The following is a 23,085-nucleotide window of genomic DNA, read 5'->3' as shown; positions in this document are numbered from 1 at the left end:
AAACTCTTGCGCCACGGCCCGCCATCGCGGGCCCACATGGAGCCCCGCCTCGTGCCACATCCGATCATCCAACTGACCGACGTCCGGCTCAACCTCGAAAGCCGCGCGGGCTTGGTCGAGATTCTCAAGGGCATCACTCTTTCGGTCGCGAACGGACAGTCGCTCGCCATCGTCGGGCCGTCAGGCTCGGGGAAAACCTCGCTGCTCATGATCCTCGCCGGCCTCGAGCGAGCCACCAGCGGGGATGTGCTCGTTGCCGGGCGCGATTTCAACGCTCTCAACGAGGATCAACTGGCACTGGCGCGCGGCGCGGACATCGGCATCGTGTTCCAGTCCTTTCATCTCATCCCGACCATGACGGCGCTCGAGAACGTGGCGCTGCCGCTCGAGTTCGCAGGACAAACGGCGGCCAGGGAGCGGGCGCGCGCGCTTCTTGCCGATGTGGGGCTCAGCGCACGGATCGACCACTTTCCCGCCCAGCTCTCGGGTGGCGAGCAGCAGCGCGTGGCGCTCGCCCGCGCGCTCGTTCCGCAGCCGAAGCTCCTGCTCGCCGATGAACCGACCGGAAATCTCGACGGAAAGACCGGGCGACAGGTGGTGGACCTGATGTTCGGGCTGAAACGTAAAAGCGGCGCCACGCTGGTGCTCGTCACGCACGACGAGCGCCTCGCCAAGGATTGCGAGCGCACGATCCGCATGGCTGACGGAAAGATCGTCGCCGACGAACGCACCGTGGCAGCCGCATGACAGCCTCCGCATCTCGCGCCGGAATGGCCGCGCCCGAAGCCCGCTCGCAACTCTCCATTTTCCGCCTGATCACGATCGCCCTCGGCGAGCTGAGGGCGGGGGCCAGCGGCTTTTACGTCTTCATGGCGTGCGTCGCGCTCGGCGTGGCGGCGATCGCGACAGTTGGGACCGTCGGAGACGCGCTCACCGCCGGCATCGAGCGCCAGGGAAAGATCCTGCTCGGCGGCGACGTCGCCTTCTCGCGCATGCACGCGCGCGCTACGGATGCCGAGCGAAGCTGGCTCGCCGCCCACGGGCGCGTCAGCGAGCAGGCCACGATGCGGACCATGGCGCGGCGGCTCGACGGCAGCGAGCAGGCGCTGGCCGAGATCAAGGCCGTGGATAGCGCTTATCCGCTCGCCGGCGAGGTCGAGCTGAAAGGCGCACGCTTTGCGGACGCCATCGCGGCGCCCAACGGAGCCGTGGCCGACCCTGTGCTCGTGAGCCAGCTCGGGCTTTCGATCGGCGACACGATGAAGATCGGCGACGCTGAGGTGACGGTGATGGCGACGCTCGTCTCCGAGCCGGACGCCATCGCAGACCGCCTGACCTATGGGCCGCGTGTGTTCCTCTCCCAGGCCACGCTGCAAAAGACCGGGCTTGCAGAGCCGGGGGCGCTGGTGCGGTGGCGCTATGCGGTGGCGCTCGAACCGGACGCGGGCGGGAAACCGATCGATCTCGCGCAGTTTCGCACTGCGGCGCAGGCGGAGCTGGCTTCTTCCGGCTTCGTCATCGCCGACCGGCGCGATCCCTCGCCCCAGGTCACCCGCACGCTGGACCGGCTGCGCCAGTTCCTGACCTTCCTCGGGCTCGCTGCGCTCTTCGTGGGCGGCGTGGGAATCGCCAACGCGGTGGCGGCGCTGATCGAGAAGCGGCGCCATGCCATCGCCACCATGAAGGCCCTCGGCGCGACGAGCGGCAGCGTCTTGTCGATGCTCCTCGTCCAGGTGCTCGCCATCACGCTGGCTGGAATTGCAGCGGGGTGGACGATCGGCCTTTTGGCGCCGCAAGCGCTCCTCTCGGCTTACGGAGACCAGCTCCCGATCCAGGCCGAGTTCGCACTTTCACCAGCAAGCCTTCTTACAGGCGCCGCCTACGGCACCTTGGTGGCGCTCCTGTTCACGCTTTGGCCGCTCGGACGGGCCCAGCTCATCCGGCCAAGCGTTCTGTTTCGCGACGAGGTGGCGCCGGAGCGGGTCTGGCCTGGGCGGGGCATCATGGCGGCCACGGCGCTCATCGCCGCCGCTCTGCTGGCGCTCGTGTTGGCCATGGCCGAATCCATGCGCATCGCTCTCTATCTCTGCGGCGCGCTGGCGCTCGTGCTCGTCACATTTGCAGGGCTCGGAACACTCGTGACCGTGATGGCACGGCGCATACCGCGGCCGAGGTGGCCAGAGCTGGCGCTTGCCATCGGCAATCTCGGTGCACCGGGCGGCCTCACGCGGTCGGTGGTCATCTCGCTCGGCGCGGGGCTGTCGCTCCTCGTCGCCGTGGCGCTCGCGGACGCATCCCTCGTCAACGAGTTGACGAGCCGGCTGCCGCAGAAGGCGCCAAGCCATTTTCTTCTCGACGTGCCACGCACCGAGGCCGACAGGCTGGTCGGCATCGTGGAGGAGACGGCGCCGGGTGCGCATGTCGTCGAAGCCCCGATGCTGCGGGGACGCCTCGTCTCGCTCAAGGGCCGCAAAGCGGAAGATATCCGGGTTCCGCCCGAAGCGCAGTGGGTGCTCAACGGCGACCGCGGGCTGACCTATGCGGAGACGTTGCCCGAAGGCTCCACGCTGGTCGACGGAGCGTGGTGGCCAGCCGATTACGAGGGCGCGCCTCTGGTGTCCTTCGAGCGTGACCTTGCGGGCCATCTCGGCGTCGGCATCGGAGACGAAGTGACGGTGAATGTGCTGGGGCGCAATCTCACGGCGCGCATCGCCAACCTACGCGAGGTGACGTGGGAGAGCCTCAGGCTCAACTTCGTCATGGTGTTCTCGCCAAACGCGCTCAAGGGTGCGCCGCACAACCTGCTCGCCACCGTCAGCCTGCCGCCCGACGTCGCCCCCGATACCGAGGCAGCCCTCGGCCGCGCGATCGGCAAGGCGCTGCCCACCGTGACCGTCATCCGCGTGAAGGACGCTCTCGACGCGGCCACCACCATTCTCGAGAAGGTCATGGCCGCCGTCCGGGTTGCAGGCGCCGTGACCCTGGTCGCCGGCGCTCTCGTGCTCGCCGGCGCGCTGGCGACGGCCCAGAGGCGGCGCGTCCTCGAAGCCGTGGTGCTCAAGATGCTCGGCGCGACGCGCCGGCGGGTGATCACCTCGCACGTGCTCGAATATCTTTTGCTCGCCCTCATCGCAGGGACGTGCGCGGCGGCCCTCGGCGCGTTCGCGGCATGGATCGCAGTTGGGGAGGTGATGCGCATCCCGTTCACCTTCAGCACGACCGCGGTTCTGCGGGCCCTCGCGCTGGCAATGGGCCTCGTGCTCCTGTTCGGCTCGCTTGGGACCTGGACGGTCTTACGTGCCAAAGCCGCCCCAATGCTCAGATCTCAATAGACGTAACCGGCGGGCTTCGTTCGCTATTAAGGATGTTCACCTAAGTATCGCGACCAATATTCGCCGAGATGCGGCGTTAACATCACGACCGAATTACCCTATATAAGGGGCCGGCTGCCCAGTTTATCGGCGCGCCCTCCTTGAAGAGGGACGCCCATGCTCCGATATGCTCCGGGCGAATTCGGTTCGCTAGAGCATTTTCCGTTCGCTTGCGCTCACGGCAAATTCTCTAGCTGTTTGCTTGGGCGAGCATCTTCACCCATTCGGCCGATTCCGTCCGAATGGGATCTGCTCTAGAAGTCTTTATGGGGACTCAAACACGATGGCACAGTTTGACAGCAGATATTCGCAGGCGACGACCGTCGGCCGCGCCGATGTCGACGAAGGTCTGCGCGCTTACATGCTGGGCGTTTACAATTACATGGCGGCGGGCGTCGCGCTCACCGGCATCGTCGCTTATTTGATCTATTCGATGGCCGTGACGACCGATCCGGCCTCCGCTGCCGCGACGCTCCCGAACGGCCAGGCACTCACCGCGTTCGGCGTGGCGCTCTACACCAGCCCGCTCAAGTGGCTGCTCTTCCTGGCGCCGGTCGGGTTCGTCTTCTTCTTCGCCTTCCGCGCCAACAGCATGAGCGTCGGCGCCGCCCGGATCTCGTTCTGGATCTACGCGGCACTCGTCGGCGCGTCCCTGTCGTCGCTGCTTCTGGTGTTCACGGGCAACTCCATCGCCAACGTGTTCTTCATCACCGCAGCGGCGTTCGCCAGCCTCAGCATCTGGGGCTACACGACCAAGCGCGACATCTCGGGCTGGGGCTCGTTCCTGTTCATGGGCCTCATCGGCGTGATCATCGCCATGGTGGTCAACATCTTCATGCAGTCGAGCGCCATGCAGTTCGCGATCTCTGTCATTGGCGTGCTCGTGTTCGCGGGCTTCACCGCCTATGACACGCAGCGCATCAAGGACGTCTACTACGAGGTCGCTGGTAACGCGGAGGCCGCAGCCAAGGCTTCGATCCTCGGCGCGCTTTCGCTCTACCAGGACTTCGTCGGCCTGTTCGTCAACCTGCTCTCGCTCATGGGCGAGCGCGAGTAAGCGCGAACCACCGATTAGAATTGAAGAGGGCTCCGCAGCGTTGCGGGGCCCTTTTTCGTTTGAGGACGCCGTGACCACGGCTGCAGCTCACCCGGGAAGCGCGATCAGTGGCTGAGCTTCATGCTCTCGCATGCCGCGAGCACGCGGGCCAAGTCGTGGCCCCGTCTCAGCACCGCACCGCTGCGCAGCACGAGGCTATAGGCTCCGTATCGCCGCGCCAGCTGCGGGCATTTCTCCAAGCGGAAGAGGGGATACTCGGACGCGCACTGGAAGATTGCGAACACAGCCTTTTCACGATCCATCCGAAGTGCGTAATCGCGCCATTCACCCGCCGCGACCTTGCGGGCGTAAACCGCGAGGATGGCATCGAGCTCGGCGCGGGCGAAGACGACGACAGAAGGGGAGATGCGGGGCGAGGCTGCGGGAAACGAGGCAAGCTGCGCTTGGCTGCGTGCTCCGCCCAGCTCACGCAGGCGGAAGCGTATGGGGTCGGACTCGCTCAAGGGCGCCTCCTGCTGCCTCATTGCATGATCGCCCCGCGTACTTGATTTTTCAAGCGTGTCGCAGGCGAAGAATTCATAGCGCCGCCACAAAGCCTCCTCGGGCAGGCCCCATTGGTCCCTATAATAGAAATCATAGCGCGTACGGCCCGGTCCATTCCCCGGCCTCGGATCTCTCCCCCCAAGCCCCGGATCCGAGGCTCATCTCCCTGGACCGGGCCCCATTCTCCCCACATCGAAGATGTGCCTCTCGGCACGGAAGATAACGGCCGCGTCCCGCGCTTACACATTCGCGCGAGGGCGCCGGGAGCACCGAACCAGCCTTTGTCTTTCGATGGTCATTCCGGTATCGATTTCTCCGCCGATATCGAAAGAGGATGATCATGGCGAAGAATGGCAGCGCCGCTCCAGCAGGCAGTCCCCGCACGCAGAACCCTCTCCTCGCTCCATGGCGCACGCCATTCAAGGCGCCGCCATTTCCAGCGATCAAGCCGCAGCACTTCAAGCCCGCATTCTCTGCAGCGCTGGCGGCGCACCGGCAGGAAATCGCCGCTATTGCCGCGAAGCAAGCCAAGCCGACGTTCGCCAATACCGTCCTCGCACTTGAAAAGAGCGGCGCGCTGCTCAGCAAGGTGGCGGACGTCTTCTTTAATCTCGCGAGCGCCGATACCAATCCTGCGCTGCAGGCCGTCGAGCGCGATATCGCGCCCAGGCTCGCAAAGCATCAAAGCACCATTCTGCTCAACCGGCGGCTGTTTCTTCGTATTGCCGATGTTTACGAACGGCGCGCCGACCTCGGCCTCGATCCGGAGGCGCTGCGGCTGCTCGAGCGGACCTATCGCAGCTTCGTTCGTGCAGGGGCCAAGCTCGACGCCAAGGCGCGCCGGCGCATCGCCGAGATCAACATGGAGATGGCGACGCTGGGCACGCGGTTCAATCAGAACGTGCTCGCCGACGAGCAGGCGTGGCAGCTCGTGCTCGAGGGTGAGCGCGACCTTGCGGGACTGCCCAGCTCCGTTCGTGCGGCAGCCGCCCAGGCCGCAGTGCAGCTCGGCATGCCGGGCAAGCACGTCATCACGCTGGCGCGCTCGAGCGTCGAGCCGTTCCTGCAGTTCTCGTCTCGCCGCGATCTTCGGGAAGACGCCTGGAAGGCCTGGATCAAGCGCGGCGAGCTTGGCGGCGAAACCGACAATCGGGCCATCATCGTGCAGATGATCGCGCTCAGGTGGGAGCTTGCCCGCCTGCTCGGGTTCGAGACCTTTGCCGCCTACACCCTCGATGACACGATGGCGCGCACGCCGGGAGAGGTGCGCAAGCTTCTCGACAAGGTCTGGCCGGCGGCGCTCAAGCGGGCACGGGCCGAGCGCGATGCCCTGCAAGCGCGGACACGCGCCGAGGGCGAAAACTTCAAGATCGCCGCCTGGGACTGGCGCTATTACGCGGAACAAGAGCGCAAGGCCCGCTACGATCTCGACGAGGCCGAGGTGCGCGCGCATCTCGTTCTCGAGAACGTGCTAGAGGCGGCCTTCTACACGGCCGGCCGGCTGTTCGGCCTCGTGTTCGAGGAGCGGACCGACGTGCCCGTCTATCACCCGGACGTGCGCGCCTGGGAGGTGAAGACGAAGGCCGGCGAGCACGTGGGGCTCTTCTACGGGGACTACTATGCGCGCCCCTCGAAGCGCTCCGGCGCGTGGATGTCCTCCTACCGGACGCAGCAAAAGCTCACCGGCAACGTTCGCCCGATCGTCGTCAACGTCATGAGCGTGGCGCGCGGAGCGCCCGGCACGCCGACGCTGCTCTCATTCGACGATGCACGCACCCTGTTCCACGAAATGGGCCACGGGCTGCACGGGCTCCTTTCGGACGTGACGTATCCCACGCTCGCCATGACCAACGTGCTGCACGATTTCGTCGAGCTGCCGTCGCAGCTTTACGAGCACTGGCTATCGCGCCCCGAAATCCTGAAGCGCTTTGCCCTCCACGTGGAAACGCGAAAACCGATGCCGCAGCGCCTCCTCGACCAGCTCGAGGCGGCGCGCACGTTCAATCAAGGCTTCCAAACCGTCGAATATACAGCTTCGACGCTGCTCGACCTGGAGCTGCATTCGCTCTCCGATGCAGCAGGGCTCGACGTCGATGCGTTCGAGAGTGAGATGCTGGCAAAAATCGGTATGCCGGCCGAGATCGTGCCGCGGCACCGAATTCCGCACTTCCAGCACATCATCGGCGGCTACGCGGCAGGCTATTACAGCTATCTATGGTCCGAGGTGATGGACGCAGATGCGTTCGCGGCCTTCATCGAAGCGGGCAACGTGTTCGACCGCAAGATCGCGGCGAAGCTCAAGACGCACATTCTCTCGGCCGGTAACACGCGCGACGCGCTCGACGCGTATGTTGCATTCCGCGGCCGCCCGCCGGAGGTGGAGGGACTTTTGCGCAAGCGCGGGTTAGCGTGAGCAGCACTTTCATCCCGGCCGGCAACGTTGCCAATCAACTGTCCGACCGGGATTGAGATGCGGCTTCAGCCTGCCTTGCGGCTCTGGCGGTTCGAGATCAGCTCGTCGACGACGGACGGATCGGCCAACGTCGAGATGTCGCCCAGGTTGCCGAACTCGTTCTCGGCGATCTTGCGCAGGATGCGGCGCATGATCTTGCCCGAGCGCGTCTTCGGCAGGCCAGGCGCGAACTGCACCACGTCGGGCGAGGCGATGGGGCCGATCTCGTGGCGGACATGCTGCACGAGTTCCTTGCGCAGCTCCTCTGTCGGCTGCTCGCCGGTTATCAGCGTCACATAGCAATAGATGCCTTGGCCCTTGACGTCGTGCGGATAGCCGACGACTGCGGCCTCCGCCACTTTCGGATGCGCCACCAGCGCGCTTTCGACCTCCGCCGTGCCCATGCGATGGCCGGACACGTTGATCACGTCATCCACGCGGCCGGTGATCCAGTAATAGCCGTCCTCGTCGCGCCGGCAGCCGTCGCCGGAGAAATAGGTTCCGGGATAGTTGCTGAAGTAAGTCTGCACGAAGCGGTCGTGATCGCCGAAGAGCGTCCGCGCTTGCCCTGGCCAGCTGTCGAGAATCACCAAATTTCCCTGAGCGACGCCTTCGAGAAGCACGCCACGGTCATCGACGATCCCGGGGCGCACGCCGAAGAAGGGAAGCGTCGCCGAGCCCGGCTTCAGATCGATGGCGCCCGGCAGCGGCGAGATGAGGATCCCGCCGTTTTCCGTCTGCCACCATGTGTCGACGATGGGGCACCGCCCTTCGCCCACCACGCGATGATACCACTCCCAGGCCTCCGGATTGATCGGCTCGCCGACGCTGCCGAGGAGGCGCAGCGACGAGCGGCTGGCGCGCTTCACGAAGTCATCACCAGCGCCCATAAGCGCGCGGATCGCGGTCGGCGCCGTGTAGAACGTATTCACCTTCCACTTGTCGACCACGTTCCAGAAACGCGACGCGTCAGGATAGGTCGGCACGCCTTCGAACATCAGCGTGGTGGCGCCGTTGGCGAGCGGCCCATAGAGGATGTAGCTGTGGCCGGTGACCCAGCCGACATCGGCCGTGCACCAGTAAATGTCCCCGTCGTGGTAATCGAACACGTACTGGTGGGTCATCGCCGCGAAGACGAGATAACCACCTGTCGTGTGCACCACACCCTTAGGCTTTCCCGTCGAGCCCGACGTATAGAGAATGAAAAGGGGGTCCTCGGCGCCCACTTCCACCGGCGGGCAATCGGCCGAGACCTTCTCGATCTCCTCATGCAGCCAAAGATCACGGCCGCCGGTCCATGAGATCGGGTTGCCGGTGCGGCGCACGACGAGCACCTTCTCGCCGCCCGTGGCGCACTTCTTCAGCGCCTCGTCGGTGTTCTTCTTAAGCGGGACCGTCTTGCCGCCGCGCAATCCCTCGTCGGCGGTGATGATGAACTTCGAGCCCGCGTCCTCGATGCGCCCCGCGAGGCTATCCGGCGAGAAGCCGGCGAAGACGACGGAGTGAACGGCGCCGAGACGGGCGGCAGCGAGCATCGCGTAAGCCGCCTCGGGGATCATCGGCAGATAGATGGTGATACGATCGCCCTTCGTGACGCCGTGCGCCTTGAGTACGTTCGCGAACCGGCACACGCGCTCGTGCAGCTGGCGATAGGTGATCGTGGCGTCCTCGGTCGGGTCATCGCCTTCCCAGATGATCGCGACCTGATCGCCGCGCGTCTCAAGATGGCGGTCGATGCAGTTGGCGGTGACGTTCAGCGTGCCGTCCTCGAACCATTTGATCGAGACGTTCTGGGGATCGAAACTCGTGTTCTTTACTTTGGTGTAGGGTTTGATCCAGTCGATACGGCGGCCGTTCTCGCCCCAGAAGCCTTCCGGATCATTCACCGAGCGCTCATAGAGGCTTTTGTACTTCGCGCTGTCGAGCCAAGCCCGGCTCGCCCAGTCCGGCGTGACCGGGTATGTCTTTTCCGACATGTGAATTCCTCCCGAAGCTCGATCTTTGTTCTCAACGTATTATGGGCAAGCGGGCGGCGAGCGACAACTTCCCCCTTGGTCGAAGGGCTCGCAGCCGATCTCAAATGGCTTCGCCGCAGCGCACAATCAGACGCGGCTTCATCGCGCCGTGGCAGCGCGGAAACCGAGCCGGGGCTCGTTCGCACCGGAATCATCGGGCTCGGGACCGGGATCATCCGGCGCATGCGGCGCTCTGAAAATTTCCATGCGCGGCGGGGCCGTTTCCCCTTCCGATGAGCGTGGGGCCGGCTTCGGCGCGGGCGGCTCAACGGGCGTCTCTGCCGGCGCGCTCGGCGTCTCCTCGGCAGACGGCGCCTGAGGCGCAGTGGTGGCCGCCGGCGGCGCGTTGGGCGGCGGCTCGCTTTGTGGCACGTCGCCTTGCGGCTTCGGATTGTCATCGACAGCGACCGCCCGCACGATCACTGTTTCAGGCTCGCTCGAGGCGATGAACTCGGTCAAGTCGGCACCGAGGATACGCTCTTCGCCGCTTTCGACATCGTCGGCCGGAACGCGCCAGGAGAACGCATCGAGCGCGCCGGTCACAGGCGAGACCGGTGCCCAGCGATCGGCAATCACGCCATCAGCGATCCAGGCCGCGTCACGCGGCGCCGTGACGGCGCGAGCCAGCCACTCACGCGCCTTGCCCTTGTCGCCGCTCTCCTCGGCCTCGATGCGGGCCATCAACGCCGCCATGCGCCGCGTGAGCCCCTCTTCGAGGAACGGCTGCAAGATGCGCCGCGCCTCCACATAGTCGCGTGCTTCGATGGCGGCCACTGCAACGGCGATGGAGCTTTCAACGGACATGGGGTTCAGCGTGAACAAATGCTTCACGCGGTCGAGCCGGTCCCGCGGACTGTCGCCGATGCGCGCATAGGCGTAGGCCGTGGCGAGCTCGGGATGCGGCGCCCTCGTCCACGTCTTCTGGATGACGCGGGCCGCGCGCGGCGTGTTGCCCCGTGCGGCGAGCAGGCGCCCGGAGATCGCGGCCGCAGGTATCAGCGACGGCGCGAGGCCATGCGCCTCGAGTGCCAGCGTCAGCGCCTTTTCGGAATCGTTTTCTTCCAGCGCCTGAGCCTGGGCGGCGAGAAGCACGGCGCGGCGGCGATCCGCCACCGGCCGCTCCACATGCCCATGGCGCCTCGCGAGCGCGAGCGTCTCAAGTGCGCCGCTCCAATCACCGGCCTTGCACTGGAGCTCGAACAGCGCCTCGACCGGCCAGGAGAGTTTCGGATTGAGCCTCAGCGCACGCTCGGCAAACTGGCGCTGCGCCTCCGTCTCGCCTTCGCGGCCCGCTTCGAGGAACAGGCCGCGCAAGCCGAGCTGCTCCGTATCCGGGGATGCGAGCATGGCTTCGAAAATGCGCCGCGCCGTCGCCTTGTCGCCGGAGAGCTGCGCTGCCTGGGCGCGCAAGAGATGCGTCAGCGGCTCGTTCGGAAGGGACTTGCGCGCCTGCAGCGCGTAGCGCGTCGCCATGGACCGATCCCCGGCGCCGATGGCGATCATGCCCGAAGACAGCGCGTCAAGACCACGCCTGTGGCGCCGCCGGGTGAGGAAATGGCTGACTGCGGCGGGGCTCGACCAGACCTGGCTCAAAAGATTCCAGACGAGCAACGCGAAGCCGATCAACGCGGCGAAGATCACGACCGCGCGGAACACGCTGGTCTCGATCTCATAGCCCTGCCAGGTGAGGAGGAGCGAGCCCGGCCGGTCGGCGAGCCAGGAAAGGCCGCTGGCAAGCAGGACGACCGCGAGGAGAAAAAGGACGAGACGCGTCATCGCTCGCAGCCCTCTTAGTTCTGTTGCGGAGCTGGAGCCTCATCCGGCACGGCGGCCGGGGGCGCCGGCTCGGATGCACCGGAGAGCGAGGCCTTGAGGCGGTTCTCCACGCCGGCGATGGCACGGTCCACCGTGTCGCGGGCCGTGACCTTGATCAGCCAATCCTCGAGCGGAATGCGCGCGCGCTGCGGCAGGGTCTTGGCTTCCGACAGCACGTCGCCAAGGCGGCCTTCGTCGAGGGCCGCCTCCATCCGGGAGACGATGGCCTCGGTGCTGGTATCGCCCGGATCGTGGCTGATCTTACGGACGCGGACGACGGACTTCGCGCCGGCGAGCAGGCGATCGAAGACGGAGGCATCCGCAGGCTCGAGATCGGCGTCGAGGACGGCATTGAGAAGCGGACGGAACTCCGCCTTGAGTTGAGCCGGCGTGGCGACGCCGGCCTCCTGAAATCGTTCAAGGGGCGAGAGATCGAGCTGGCCGCCCGAAACCTTCCGCACCTCGTCGAGCTCGGCGGAATAGCCATAGCCGAGGCCGCGGTCGAGCGCACGTTTAAGGCTCGAAAGCTCGAGCGAGAGCACGATCCGCTCGGCGTTCTGGCGGCGAATCTGCTCGTGCTGCACGACGCTCTGCACGTTCTGCTCAAGCTCGGCGAGCTTGCTGTTCACCGTGCCAACGGCTGCCGTCACGTCGGCGGGCTTGGCAAACGCCTGGAGCCGGGAGTCGAGAGAGCTTCTAAGCTCGCCGAGCGCGCTCGAAAGACGCGCCGTCTCCTCTTTGGTCACATCGACGGAGGCGGTGAGACGCTCCGTATCCGCCTTGGCGGCCTCTGCCCGCTCGGCGCCGCGCGCCTGCTCGGTGCGGATCTGCGAGAGCTCGCGATCAAAGCGGAGCGTCGCCGACCTCGCAGCCTCGGCCGACTCCTCGGCGGCCGCAAGGCGCCGGTCAGTCTCGGCGGGAATGCTCTTACGAAGCTCGGCCAGCTCGGCCTTCAACGCTGCTTCGACGTCGGCGATCTTGCCGGAGATGGCCGCAAGCTGCGGAACGCCGCCCTCCGTATTTCCGCTCGCCTCGCCGATCATGCGAAGCTGCTCCTCGAGGCGAGAGATGCGCTCCTCGCTGCCGTTCTGCTGTGCCGCGGCCGCAAGCGATTTCTGCTCGGTCTCGAGCGACTGCTGCGTCGCGCTCAGGGCCGTCAGGCTGCGCTCCAGATCATCGAGCTTCGCGAGACGGCTCTCCGCCCCGCCGATGCGGGCATCGAGCGCGGCAACGTCGCCGCTCTCCCGCGGTAGGGCTTCGAGCGCCGCGATCCGGGACGCCAGATGCGACAGGCTTTCGTTGGTTCCGTCGGACAGCCAGCCGGGGCCGAGAACCGAGGCGCCGGCATAGACGAGCGCGCCGCCGATCACGCCGGCACCGACATGGGAGAAGAAGCCGCCGCGCGGGGCGCCTGTGGGCTGCGGTGGCGGCGTCGGTCTCGCCTTCGAGCCGGCCTCCGGTTTCGTGCCGGTTTCGGATTTCGGCTGATCTTGGGGTTTCTGGGCGGACGAGGGCGCTCCCTTGGCAGACGTAGCGGGAGAGACAGTCGGCTTCGCGGGCGCAGCCGAGGACGCTCCAGACGGTGTCGAGGACGCGGGCGTTGCCGTCGAGGGTGAGCCGGACGCGGCTTTTCCAGGCGAGGGCGCGGCCGCCCCGGGGCCCGCGGCAGGCGCCTCAGGCGCAGGCGGCTTCACCTCGGTCGCCTTGAGGTCCAGCGTCGCGTGGGGCCGCTTGGCGGCAGATGCATCGCTGCGGCCAGCATCCTTCGCGGGATCGGGCTTGTCGATCATGGGAGCAGGGTCTCCAGAGACTTGCGGCCAGCCTGAGGGTAAGGCGGAACCTTAATCCAAGTCTGGCGTCTCGCGTGCGATAAGAGCAAGCATTTCTTGCGAATTGGGCAAGCGGGCGACGGCGGCATCCGCCACTCCGAGGGGCGCAAGCTCTCGGGCCACGGCTTCCGAGAGGCAGAAGTGGCGCAGACCGCCGATCATGGAAGCAAGAGCAGCATCGGCGACTAATTTAGCGTAAACCCGCGCCGTTCTCGGCGACATCAGAACCACGCCGTCGAAACCTCCCTGGCGCAGCCGATCCGCAACCGCTGCGGGGAAGGCCGTCGTCGTTTCCGTCCGGTAGACAACCTCGGTGCGGATCTCGTAGCCCAAGGGGGCGAGCGCGCCTTTCATGTCGAAGGCCAGCGTATCGCTCGCAATGTGCATCAGCGCGCCGGCGGCAGGCGTGGCCTCGGCACGGATGATTTCGGCCAGCTCGCGCCCGGTTCCCGGGCCCTCCACGACATGGCGGAAGCCTAAGGCGCGGGCCAGCTCGCCCGTGCCCGGCCCGACTGCGAACAGCGGCAGATCGAGGGCACGGCCGAAAACGGGTGCCACGGCGCGCAACCCATTGCGGCTGGTTACGATCAGCGCCTGGACGCCATCGATGGGCGGCATCGGTCCCGTCAGGCTGATCGCGAGCAGCGGGGCCTGCGTGATGTGATGGCCCGCCGCCGCCAGCGCCTTGCTCAGGGGATCAGGCTCGCCATCGAGGTCCGGCCTCGTCATCAAAAGACGCATTACGCGGACCGCCATAGAACGGAGTTCGCGCCCTGCTCGATGAGCACCTCGGCGGCGGCATGGCCCAGCGCGGCGGCCTCGGACACCGGCGCCTCGCGCGTGGTTTCGAAGCACTGCGCGCCATCGGGCGAAAACACCATGCCGCGGAAGCGCAGTGTGCCGGCGGCGAGCTCGGCTAGGCCCGCGATCGGCGTGCGGCAGTTGCCGTCGAGCCGCGCCAGAAAGGCGCGCTCCGCCGTGACGCACAGGGCCGTGGGTTCATGGTTAAGCGAGGCTGCGAGACGCCCGGCCTCGGCATCGTCCTCACGCACCTCGATGGCGATCGCACCTTGCGCGACGGCCGGCAGGATCGCATCCGTCTCGATCGGTGCGGTGATGCGGTCCGCCATGCCGAGACGGTTGAGCCCGGCACAGGCCAAGAGCGTGGCGTCGGCGACGCCCTCGGCAAGCTTGCGCAGCCGCGTCTGGACGTTGCCGCGGAAGCCCACGATCTCGACATCGGGCCGGATGCGCTTCACCTGGGCCTGCCGCCTGAGGCTCGACGTGCCGACCACCGCCCCTTTGGGCAGCGCTGCGAGTGAAGCATGCGCCAGGGAAATGAAGGCGTCGCGCACATCCTCGCGCGGCAGCACGGCACCGATGGTGAGCCCCTCCGGCAGCCGCGTCTGCATATCCTTCAGCGAATGCACCGCAAGGTCGATCTCACGCGCGAACAGCGCCTCCTGGATCTCCTTGGTGAACAATCCCTTGCCGCCGACCTCCGCCAGCGGGCGATCCTGGATGGCGTCTCCGCTCGTCTTGTAGATGCGCACTTCGAAGGCCTCTTCCGGCAGGCCGTGCGCTGCCATCAGGCGGCCCCGCACCTCGTGGGCCTGGGCGAGGGCGAGGGGCGAGCCGCGCGTGCCGATGCGGATGGTGCGTGCTTGCAAGTCGAGGGCTCCAGGTGTTAGGGCCACGGGGCTCCGCGGCGGGCGGCGCCATTAATGCCCGCCTCCGCAATCGAACGCAAATGGGCCTTGCTCAGATGACCGGCCTCCGCATTTTACCGCCAAACCGCATGGTCAGGATTCCTGAGGCGCTCATGCCAGACTGGGCGGGGCACCACTACCCTAAGCGGCAGAGGCGCCTTTCGTGACGACCGTGCAGAACACCAGTGAGCAGCGGCTCCTCGTCCTCGGCATCGAGACGAGCTGCGACGAAACGGCCGCCGCCGTGGTGGTGCGGGACGGGGAGGCGGAGGGCCGCATTCTCTCCAATGTCGTGCGCTCGCAACTCGCCGAGCATAGCCCGTATGGGGGCGTCGTGCCGGAGATCGCCGCGCGCGCCCACGTCGAATGCCTGGATACACTCGTGGCGGCGGCCCTTGCCGAGGCCGGCGTCACCCTGGCCGACCTCTCCGGCATCGCCGCGACGGCTGGGCCGGGGCTCAATGGCGGCCTCGTCGTTGGGCTCGTCACGGGCAAGACGCTCGCGCTGGCCGCCGGCAAGCCGTTCCTCGCCATCAACCATCTCGAAGCTCACGCTCTGACGGTCGGGCTCACGGATGGGCTGGCGCCGCCCTATCTGGTCCTGCTCGTGTCGGGCGGGCATACACAAACGCTGCTCGTGGAAGATGTCGGCCGCTATCGCCGGATCGGGACCACCGTCGACGACGCCATCGGGGAAGCCTTCGACAAGACGGCGAAGCTGCTCGGCCTCGGTTATCCGGGCGGCCCGGAAGTGGAGCGTGCAGCGCGCGCCGGCGATGCCAGGCGCTTCCCGCTGCCGAGGCCCATGGTGGGGCGCGCGGAGCCGCATTTCTCCCTCGCCGGCCTCAAAACAGCGCTGCGCCAGCGGGCCGAGGCCGCCGCCCCGTTGAGTGACCAGGATATCGCCGACCTCTCGGCCGCGTTCGAAGCCGCCGTGTGCGACATCATCGTCGATCGCGTGGGGCGCGCCATGGATCTCTCAGCAGGAAGCCTCGGCGAGGGCGCGCGGGTTCTCACCATCGCCGGCGGCGTCGCGGCCAATAAATCCATCGCCCGGGCGCTGGCTGGGCTTGCGGACGCGCGCGGTTTCCACCTTGCTGTGCCGCCTGCCGCATTGTGCACGGACAACGGCGCCATGATCGCCTGGGCGGGCGCTGAACGCCTGGCACGCGGGCTCACGGACGAGCTCGACGTCGCTGCGAAACCCCGTTGGCCGCTCGATCCCGGGGCGCCGGCCGCCATCGGTGCAGGGGTGAAGGCGTGATGCAACGAGCCGCCACGGCCAGCCGTGCGGAGAAAACGAGGGCGCGATGCCATTGACGATAAACAGCATCGGCGTGATCGGCGGCGGCGCTTGGGGCACGGCGCTGGCGCAAACGCTGACGCTCGCCGGGCGCCGGGTCGTGCTTTGGGCCCGGGAGCCGGAAACGGTCGCCGATATCTCGACCCGGCACGTCAACCGGGCCTTCCTGCCAGGAATAGAGCTCGATCCACGTCTCGAAGCCACCAGCAGCCTCAGGGACTGTGCGGCGTTGGATGCCATCCTCCTCGTCTGCCCGGCACAGCATGTGCGCGCTGTCACGCAGGCGCTGGCGCCGCACGTCCGCGCGGGACAACCGCTCATCGTCTGCGCCAAGGGCGTCGAGCAGGCGAGCGGAAAACTGATGGGCGAGATCCTGGCCGAGACCGTGCCGGACATGGTGCCGGCCGTCCTCTCCGGCCCGAGCTTCGCCGCAGACGTGGCGCGCGGGCTCCCGGCGGCGCTCACCATCGCCTGCCGCAACGAGGTGCTCGGCAAAACCCTCGCCGAACGGCTCGGAGACCGCCAGCTTCGCCTCTACTGGTCGGACGACCTGATCGGCGTCGAACTGGGAGGCGCACTCAAGAACGTGCTCGCCATCGCGGCCGGGATCGTTGACGGCAAGGGGCTCGGAGCGAGCGCGCATGCCGCCATCGTCACACGCGGGTTTGCAGAAATGCGCCGGCTGGGGCGTGTGCTCGGCGCACGGCCGGAGACCATGATGGGGCTTTCCGGCATCGGCGATCTCGTGCTCACCTGCGGCAGCAAACAATCGCGCAACATGAGCCTAGGACGCGCGCTCGGTCAGGGAGAATCGGTGGAAGCCGTTCTCGGACAGCGGATCGCCGTGACGGAGGGCGTCTACACGGCTGCGGCGGTGGTCCGGCTGGCTGAGCAGAAGCGGATCGACATGCCGATCACCATGGCCGTGCATGCGGTGCTCGAGGCGCGGCTCTCAGTGGACGACGCCATCTCCGGGCTCATGAGCCGTCCGTTCAAGGCCGAGGACTGAGGGCGCAGGGCCGTTTCCGGTTTAACTGGCACGTGGATAGCTCTCATTTATTCGAGATACCGTTCACGCTCTCGATGCTGGCGGCCGCCGTTACGCCGACCTCCAGCTGGACGGCTCGCATCTCAAGCGATCAGGCTCTAAGGTTGCGACACCTGTTCAATTCTACTGAGCGAAGTGAGAGACGCATGGCCTATTGGCTGCTCAAATCCGAGCCCGACGAATTCTCCTGGGACGATCTGGTCGCGAAGGGCGCCAAGGGCGAGCCTTGGACAGGCGTGCGCAACTACACGGCCCGGAACAACATGAAGGCCATGCAGATCGGCGATCTCTGCTTCTTCTATCATTCGAATATCGGCAAGGAGATCGTGGGCATCTGCGAGGTGATCGCGCTCGCCCACCCGGACGATACGGACGACACTGGCAAATGGCAGTGCGTGGATGTCGCTGCGCGCGAGCCGCTGCCGAATCCTGTGACCCTCGCCGATGCGAAGGCCAATCCGAAGCTTTCCGACATGGCGCTCGTTACGGCCTTCCGGCTCTCCGTGCAACCGGTGCGCAACGAGGAATGGGCGGAGGTATGCCGCATGGCTGGACTTCAGCCGGCAAAGCGCCCGAAAAAGAAGATATGAGCGGCGCGCTCAATCCTGCCGATCCCGTTTCCGCCGCGCGCTTCATCATCGCCAACACCCGGCCTCTCACGCCACCGCTGGTGCCGGAGATCCGTCTGCACCTGGCCGAGGAAAGCCTGCCCATTTGGCAGAAGACGGAAGAAGAGCTGGGCGAGATGAACGTGCCGCCGCCGTACTGGGCCTTCGCCTGGGCGGGCGGGCAGGCGCTCGCACGCTATCTGCTCGATACGCCGCATCTCGTCGCAGGAAAGGCGGTGCTCGATCTCGGCTCGGGGTCGGGCCTCGCCGCCATCGCCGCGATGCGCGCCGGGGCGGCGTCGGCGCTGGCCGCCGACATCGACCAGCTCGCCATCGCGGCCGTGAGACTCAACGCGACGCTCAACGCGGTCGAGATTGCGACAACCGATGACGATTTGCTCGCAACCGAACCGGTTCACGTCGGTGTCGTGCTCGTCGGCGATCTTTTCTACGAGCGGGACCTGGCCGGGCGTGTGATGGCTTACATCGAAACGGCAGCCGCGGCAGGAGCTCTGGTGCTCGTCGGCGATCCCAAGCGCAGCTACTTTCCGGAGGCGCGCTTCACGAGGGCGGCGGAGTATCACGTGCCGGTCACGCGCGAACTCGAGGATGCGGAGATCAAGCGCTCCTCAGTGTGGCGGATGTAGCGGTTTTTCCGTGAATGCCGCGAGGCGTCGCGGTCATCGCGCGTCATTGCTTCGTGCGCGGCTCGCGTTGGCGACGCGAAAGCTTGGAATGCAGAGCCCGCGCGGTGGCTTCGATCTCGTGCATGCGGCCGTGACGCATCTCGGACGCGACGATCTTCACGGCGGCTGGAAGGGTGACCGGATGCGTGAGGCCGAGACGTACCATGATGCGCAGAGCCTCCTCCTCGGCGGCATCCTGAACATTGATCGGCTGGCGCATCCGCAAGATGAGGCTGTCCAGAACCGGGTTCCGCGGCGTCATGACTACTCCCCCTCAGGATACCGGAAGCAGGCGAGCTTCAGCCCTCATTAAAGCCTTGAACGCCAAGGCGGGTTCCGCGCCTATCGCCGCATCCCTTTCCTTAAGGACTGCACGTCACAAACTGTAACCCTGCCCCTTGAACGGCAGACCGTTTCAGCCTATCAAGACGCGCCGCCGGAACGTTTCCTGCTTTTCGGCGCCGGCATCGCCGCAATAGCTCAGTTGGTAGAGCACGTCATTCGTAATGACGGGGTCACAGGTTCGAGTCCTGTTTGCGGCACCATTCTCATTATTCTCATTCGCATAGCGTCGCATTGCTCCTGCCTGCCATGAGTTCGGTGGTGGAAGGGTGCTGTGCTGCACCCCTTGGGCCTAGAGCGCTTTCACTCTCATCGGAATCGGATTGTGCGACGTGAACGCGCTCTAAGTTTTTATTTGAGAAACTGATTCACGTTCTTGGTGAATTCGCATCACCTCAAACGATCAGGCTCTAGAGCATTTTCCGTTCGCTTGCGCTCACTGCAAATTCTCTAGTTGCTTGTTTGAGCGAGCATCTTCACCCATTCGGGCGATGCCGCCCGAATGGGATCTGCTCTAGGCCGTGCCGGACCAGCATGCAGCAAGCAGTGGCAGATCGAGCGCGAGAAGGTCGATCGCGCGGCGGGCGATCTGGTCGATGATTTCGGCCGTGGTCTGGGGCGCAAGATAGAACGCCGGCACCGGCGGCGCGACGATGGCGCCATACTCCGTCACCGCGGTCATAGCGCGAAGGTGACCGAGATGGAGCGGGCTTTCCCGAGCGACCAGCACCAGCCGCCGCCGCTCCTTCAGGTGAACGTCCGCCGCGCGTGTGAGAAGGTTGTCCGCCAGCCCCGACGCGATCGCCGACGTCGTGCGCATGGACGCTGGCGCGACGATCATCCCTGCGGTGCGAAAGGACCCGCTGGCAATGGTGGCGCCGATATCGCGAATGGGATGGCGGTGGAAGGCCGCCTCCTCAAGGGTGCGCAATCCTTCAGGCCCGGTCTCGTGGGCGAGCGTGCGCTCGGCGGCCGCGGTGACGACGAGATGCAGCTCCACCTCTGCCATGGCACCGAGGATGGTAGCGATGCGGACGGCGATTGCGGCGCCCGACGCCCCGCTCACGCCCAGCACGATACGCTTGCGCTCCATCAACGCTCCTCCGAAGTTGCGGTCTCGCCGAGGCCTAGCCGCTGCCACATCTCATCGACGCGCGCCGTTACGTCTGGGCTCATCGCCAGCACGCGTCCCCATTCCCGCTCCGTCTCTGCGCCGATCTTGTTGGTTGCGTCGATGCCAAGCTTACCGCCAAGCCCTGACAGAGGAGACGCGAAATCGAGATAGTCGATGGGCGTGCGGTCGATGACCATAAGGTCGCGCGAGGGATCCATGCGCGTCGCCAGCGCCCAGGAGATGTCGCGCCAGCTGCGCACGTCGATATCCTCGTCCACCACAACGATCACCTTCGTGTAGGAGAATTGCTGAGCGAGGCCCCAGAGCGCCATCATCACGCGGCGCGCCTGGCCGGCGTAACGCTTCCGGATCGATACCACCGCCATGCGGTAGGAGCAGGCATCGGGTGGAAACCAGCAATCGGCGACTTCCGGGATCTGGCGCTTGAGAATGGGCACGAAGAGATCGCCCAGCGCCGCACCGATGATCGACGGCTCGTCGGGAGGCCGCCCGGTGTATGTGGAGAGATAAATGGGATCGGCCCGCATCGTGATGGCGGTGACGCGCATCAAGGGAAACGGCTCGACGGAGTTATAGTAGCCCGTATGATCGCCGAACGGTCCTTCCGGCCTCGTCTCTTGCGCCGAGACCATCCCTTCGATGACGATCTCGGCGTCGGCCGGAACCATGAGCGGCACGCTCACGCAGCGGGCGAGCCTCGGGCTCTCGCCCCGCAGGATGCCGGAGAAGCGCAGTTCCGACAGCGTTTCGGGAAGTGGGAGCACCGCTGAGAGAATGGTGGCCGGATCAGCACCGATCACAACCGCGACCGGCATATCGCGACCTTCAGCCGACCACAGCCGATGATGCGCAGCGCCACCGCGATGGGCAAGCCACCGCACGATGGCCTCGTTAGGCCCCAACACCTGCATGCGGTAGACGCCAGCATTGTAGCGCGAGATGTGCTCATCGTCCGGCGGGCGGGTCAGCATCAGCGGCCAGGTCATGAGCGGGCCGGGCTCTCCCGGCCAACAGGTCTGGATCGGCAGCCGGTCGAGGGCGATGTCGGCGCCGGTCAGCACGCGCTGCTGTACGGCAGGGCGGCCAACGAACGTGGGCCGCATGCTGAGGATGGCCTTAACCATCGGCCAGCGCTCCATCACGTCGCGCAGCCCATTCAATGGCTCCGGGTCGCGCAGCGCGGCGAGCAGCGCGCCGAGGCGGCCGATGCCCTGATCGGCGACGCCAAATCCCCAGGCTACGCGCTCTGCCGTGCCGAACATATTGACGAGAACCGGCATATCCGACTCCGTCTCGTCGGCTCGTACGGGGCGCTCGAATAGAAGTGCCGGGCCGCCGCTCTCGAGCACGCGCCGGTGGATCTCCGTCATGTCATGCACGACCGAGACCGGCGCAGTGATGCGCGTCAGCGCACTCTTAGCGTCGAGGAACTTCAGAAAGGCACGCAAATCGCCAAACTTCGGCAGATCCCGCACGGCGCTCGGTCTCCGTCATCGATGTCCGGGGCAGTAAGCATCGAGCCGGGATGGACGGTTTAACCTCGGTCAAGCGATGCGCGGCGCGGCGCGGCTAAGAAGATCGCGAGGAGGCGTCATGCTTCAACCTGCATCGCGACCCGTCCGCCGCTTGCCCGCCATCGTCGCGCTGGCCATGCGGCCATTGCCGCTGCTGCCGCTGCAGATGGCTCTCGAGCGTCTGCTGGCCGGCATTCTCGCGCGCCATCCCGATCTCGTCGGACGGCTTTCCGAAATCGAGCGGCGGCGCATCGCCATCGAGCCCGATGATCTCCCCTTCGTCATCGTTCTCGAGCCCCTGCGCGGCACCATGAGCTTGCGCGTGGTGCGCACACTCGAGACGGAGCATGTGCACGCCCGCATCCGCGGACCGCTGCCGGTTCTGACCGGGCTCGTGGACGGGCTTTATGACGGAGACGCTCTCTTCTTCTCGCGCGATCTCGTCGTCGAGGGCGATATCGAAGCCGTTCTCGCCCTGCGCAATGCGATCGACGATGCGGATGTCGATCTCGTCGCGGAGATCGCCAAGACCTGCGCCGCCTTCGGGCCGCCCATCGGCGGTCTCAAGCCGGCGATCACGCGCATCCTGCGCTCGGTCATCGGCAGTGCAAGCGGGGCCGGAGCGAGGCCACTCCAATGACGCAACAACCTCAAGGCGCGCTCGAGCTCGTGTGTCCGGCGGGTACTCCGGCCGCGCTGCGAACCGCCATCGACGCCGGCGCGGATGCGGTCTATTGCGGCTTCCGCGACGAGACGAACGCGCGCAACTTTCCCGGCCTCAACTTCAGCCGCGACGAGATGCGGACTTCGATCGCCTATGCCCACGAACGCGGCGCAAAGGTGCTTATTGCCATCAATACGTTCGCGCGCGCCGGCGATGTCGCGCCGTGGCTTCGCGCCGTGGACGATGCGGCGGCGCTCGGGGCGGATGCCGTCATCGTCGCAGATCTTGGCGTGCTCCATTACGCGGCCGAAACGCACCCCGATCTGCGGCGGCACCTCTCCGTGCAGGCTGCAGCAGCCAGCGCCGACGCGATCGACTTCTATGTGAAGACATTCGGCGTGAAACGTGTCGTGCTGCCGCGCGTGCTGACGGTGGCTGAGATCGCGGCCGTGACGCGCGCGGTCTCGTGCGAGACGGAAACGTTCGCCTTCGGCGGCCTCTGCGTGATGACGGAAGGCCGCTGCTCGCTTTCCTCCTACGCGACGGGGAAATCCCCGAACATGAACGGCGTGTGCTCTCCCGCAAGCCACGTCAGCTATCGCGAGGACGGCGGCAGCCTCGTCTCTCGTCTCGGAGCGTTCACGATCAATCGCGCCGAGGCCGACCAGCCGGTCGGCTATCCGACGCTTTGCAAGGGGCGCTTCCGGACCGAAGCCGGAGAAGGTTATCTTTTCGAGGAGCCTGTGAGCCTCGACGTGCGCACCCTACTGCCGGATTTGCGCAAAGCCGGCGTGACGGCGATCAAGATTGAGGGCCGCCAGAGAAGCCGCGCCTACATCAAGGCCGTGGTCCGCGCCTTCCGGGAGGCGCTGGACGCGCTCGGCACCGACGGCCCGGTTCCCATCGCGCCTCTTGCGTCCATGACCGAAGGGCAGAGCATCACGGCCGGCGCCTATCGGAAGACGTGGCGGTGACGCCGCACGGAGGACGTCTG

The 23,085-nt window shown here is 66.3% G+C and carries 19 protein-coding genes and 1 tRNA gene; 11 read left to right on the top strand and 9 right to left on the bottom strand.

The features are described from left to right. Positions 1 to 36 precede the first annotated feature (36 nt). From V7P99_RS01530 to V7P99_RS01520, 3 genes are all read left to right on the top strand, one after another. Positions 37 to 747: an ABC transporter ATP-binding protein gene (locus V7P99_RS01530; RefSeq protein ID WP_333793060.1), complete on the top strand. Its 711-nt coding sequence runs from the start codon at positions 37 to 39 to the stop codon at positions 745 to 747. Continuing rightward, positions 744 to 3,332, top strand: a complete 2,589-nt coding sequence (locus tag V7P99_RS01525; RefSeq protein WP_333793059.1) for an ABC transporter permease — start codon at positions 744 to 746, stop codon at positions 3,330 to 3,332. Before V7P99_RS01530 ends, V7P99_RS01525 begins: the two co-directional genes overlap by 4 nt. Positions 3,333 to 3,654: 322 nt before the next feature. After that, positions 3,655 to 4,428 (top strand): Bax inhibitor-1/YccA family protein, encoded by a 774-nt coding sequence (locus V7P99_RS01520; protein WP_333793058.1) that lies wholly within the window; start codon positions 3,655 to 3,657, stop codon positions 4,426 to 4,428. A gap of 104 nt (positions 4,429 to 4,532) precedes the next feature. On the opposite strand, the gene V7P99_RS01515 is transcribed toward V7P99_RS01520, so the two are convergent. After that, the gene (locus V7P99_RS01515; protein ID WP_333793057.1) at positions 4,533 to 4,931 is read right to left on the bottom strand and encodes a DUF2794 domain-containing protein; all 399 of its coding nucleotides are present in this window, start codon (positions 4,929 to 4,931) and stop codon (positions 4,533 to 4,535) included. A 374-nt stretch (positions 4,932 to 5,305) separates the two neighbouring features. Here V7P99_RS01515 and V7P99_RS01510 point away from each other — a divergent pair, with 374 nt between their 5' ends. Beyond that, complete coding sequence (locus tag V7P99_RS01510; protein ID WP_442909846.1) at positions 5,306 to 7,384, top strand: M3 family metallopeptidase; 2,079 nt, start codon at positions 5,306 to 5,308, stop codon at positions 7,382 to 7,384. A 65-nt stretch (positions 7,385 to 7,449) separates the two neighbouring features. Here the strand turns inward: V7P99_RS01510 and acs are convergent, their stop codons facing one another. The 5 genes from acs to hemC all read right to left on the bottom strand — a co-directional run bounded on the left by acs (position 7,450) and on the right by hemC (position 14,752). After that, positions 7,450 to 9,399, bottom strand: a complete 1,950-nt coding sequence (acs, locus tag V7P99_RS01505; RefSeq protein ID WP_333793055.1) for an acetate--CoA ligase — start codon at positions 9,397 to 9,399, stop codon at positions 7,450 to 7,452. Between the two features lie 138 nt (positions 9,400 to 9,537). Next, positions 9,538 to 11,214, bottom strand: coding sequence for a heme biosynthesis protein HemY (locus tag V7P99_RS01500; RefSeq protein WP_333793054.1), 1,677 nt, complete (start codon positions 11,212 to 11,214; stop codon positions 9,538 to 9,540). 14 nt (positions 11,215 to 11,228) lie between these two features. Beyond that, entirely contained in the window at positions 11,229 to 13,043 is a 1,815-nt protein-coding gene (locus V7P99_RS01495; protein WP_333793053.1) for a hypothetical protein, read from the bottom strand. A 51-nt stretch (positions 13,044 to 13,094) separates the two neighbouring features. After that, on the bottom strand, positions 13,095 to 13,811 hold the full coding sequence (locus V7P99_RS01490) for a uroporphyrinogen-III synthase (RefSeq protein WP_333793052.1): 717 nt from the start codon (positions 13,809 to 13,811) through the stop codon (positions 13,095 to 13,097). A gap of 11 nt (positions 13,812 to 13,822) precedes the next feature. Then, positions 13,823 to 14,752, bottom strand: a complete 930-nt coding sequence (hemC, locus tag V7P99_RS01485) for a hydroxymethylbilane synthase (RefSeq protein WP_333793051.1) — start codon at positions 14,750 to 14,752, stop codon at positions 13,823 to 13,825. Between the two features lie 211 nt (positions 14,753 to 14,963). Between hemC and tsaD the strand changes: the two genes are divergently transcribed. The 4 genes from tsaD to V7P99_RS01465 all read left to right on the top strand — a co-directional run bounded on the left by tsaD (position 14,964) and on the right by V7P99_RS01465 (position 18,397). Further along, entirely contained in the window at positions 14,964 to 16,055 is a 1,092-nt protein-coding gene (tsaD, locus tag V7P99_RS01480) for a tRNA (adenosine(37)-N6)-threonylcarbamoyltransferase complex transferase subunit TsaD (RefSeq protein WP_333793198.1), read from the top strand. Positions 16,056 to 16,101: 46 nt separating this feature from the next. Beyond that, positions 16,102 to 17,103, top strand: coding sequence for an NAD(P)H-dependent glycerol-3-phosphate dehydrogenase (locus V7P99_RS01475; RefSeq protein ID WP_333793050.1), 1,002 nt, complete (start codon positions 16,102 to 16,104; stop codon positions 17,101 to 17,103). Positions 17,104 to 17,288: 185 nt separating this feature from the next. Then, positions 17,289 to 17,732, top strand: coding sequence for an EVE domain-containing protein (locus V7P99_RS01470; protein WP_333793049.1), 444 nt, complete (start codon positions 17,289 to 17,291; stop codon positions 17,730 to 17,732). Beyond that, positions 17,729 to 18,397 (top strand): class I SAM-dependent methyltransferase, encoded by a 669-nt coding sequence (locus tag V7P99_RS01465; protein ID WP_333793048.1) that lies wholly within the window; start codon positions 17,729 to 17,731, stop codon positions 18,395 to 18,397. The genes V7P99_RS01470 and V7P99_RS01465 overlap by 4 nt, the downstream gene beginning before the upstream one ends. A gap of 43 nt (positions 18,398 to 18,440) precedes the next feature. Here V7P99_RS01465 and V7P99_RS01460 read toward each other — a convergent pair whose 3' ends face one another. Continuing rightward, positions 18,441 to 18,698: a hypothetical protein gene (locus V7P99_RS01460; protein ID WP_333793047.1), complete on the bottom strand. Its 258-nt coding sequence runs from the start codon at positions 18,696 to 18,698 to the stop codon at positions 18,441 to 18,443. A 207-nt stretch (positions 18,699 to 18,905) separates the two neighbouring features. Here V7P99_RS01460 and V7P99_RS01455 point away from each other — a divergent pair. After that, a tRNA-Thr gene (locus V7P99_RS01455) sits at positions 18,906 to 18,981 on the top strand. Between the two features lie 311 nt (positions 18,982 to 19,292). Here V7P99_RS01455 and V7P99_RS01450 read toward each other — a convergent pair. Together V7P99_RS01450 and V7P99_RS01445 are read right to left on the bottom strand one after the other, a co-directional pair. Further along, positions 19,293 to 19,871 (bottom strand): UbiX family flavin prenyltransferase, encoded by a 579-nt coding sequence (locus V7P99_RS01450; RefSeq protein WP_333793046.1) that lies wholly within the window; start codon positions 19,869 to 19,871, stop codon positions 19,293 to 19,295. Next, complete coding sequence (locus V7P99_RS01445) at positions 19,871 to 21,388, bottom strand: UbiD family decarboxylase (protein ID WP_333793045.1); 1,518 nt, start codon at positions 21,386 to 21,388, stop codon at positions 19,871 to 19,873. Before V7P99_RS01445 ends, V7P99_RS01450 begins: the two co-directional genes overlap by 1 nt. 118 nt (positions 21,389 to 21,506) lie before the next feature. On the opposite strand from V7P99_RS01445, the gene ubiT reads away from it, so the two are divergent. Both ubiT and ubiU read left to right on the top strand, forming a co-directional pair. After that, on the top strand, positions 21,507 to 22,067 hold the full coding sequence (gene ubiT / locus V7P99_RS01440; RefSeq protein ID WP_333793044.1) for a ubiquinone anaerobic biosynthesis accessory factor UbiT: 561 nt from the start codon (positions 21,507 to 21,509) through the stop codon (positions 22,065 to 22,067). Beyond that, complete coding sequence (gene ubiU / locus V7P99_RS01435) at positions 22,064 to 23,065, top strand: ubiquinone anaerobic biosynthesis protein UbiU (RefSeq protein ID WP_333793043.1); 1,002 nt, start codon at positions 22,064 to 22,066, stop codon at positions 23,063 to 23,065. Before ubiT ends, ubiU begins: the two co-directional genes overlap by 4 nt. Positions 23,066 to 23,085: the final 20 nt, after the last annotated feature.

The sequence above is a fragment of the Hyphomicrobium sp. genome, assembly GCF_036780825.1.
In the GTDB taxonomy this organism is placed as follows: domain Bacteria; phylum Pseudomonadota; class Alphaproteobacteria; order Rhizobiales; family Hyphomicrobiaceae; genus Hyphomicrobium_C.
The sequence above is the reverse complement of the archived record's forward strand: the minus strand, read 5'-3'. Positions and strand labels throughout refer to the sequence as shown.